This window comes from Bradyrhizobium uaiense (assembly GCF_010811875.1).
Lineage (GTDB): Bacteria > Pseudomonadota > Alphaproteobacteria > Rhizobiales > Xanthobacteraceae > Bradyrhizobium > Bradyrhizobium uaiense.
The window spans coordinates 1-216 of sequence record NZ_VKHP01001245.1 but is presented as its reverse complement, the minus strand read 5'-3'; the positions used below and the strand labels follow the sequence as shown (position 1 = coordinate 216).

The following is a 216-nucleotide window of genomic DNA, read 5'->3' as shown; positions in this document are numbered from 1 at the left end:
GTTTGGTATTGAGCGACGCGGCGTGGAAGCGGATGGCGCCGTTGATCATAGGGCGCCCCGATCAGAAGGGCTCGACCGGACGCGACAACCGAATGTTCGTTGAAGGAGTGCTGTGGATCGTGCGTACGGGGTCTCCCTGGCGCGATCTCCCGGAGGTCTTCGGCGATTGGAACAGCGTGTTCCGGCGCTTCAGCCGATGGAGCATCAAGGGTGTTT

1 protein-coding gene is annotated in these 216 nt (G+C 61.6%); it reads left to right on the top strand.

The annotated features are described in order from the left end of the window. Positions 1-2 precede the first annotated feature (2 nt). Positions 3-216, top strand: a 214-nt coding sequence (locus FNJ47_RS55885; RefSeq protein ID WP_236000664.1) for a transposase, incomplete at its 3' end; no start/stop codon positions are given.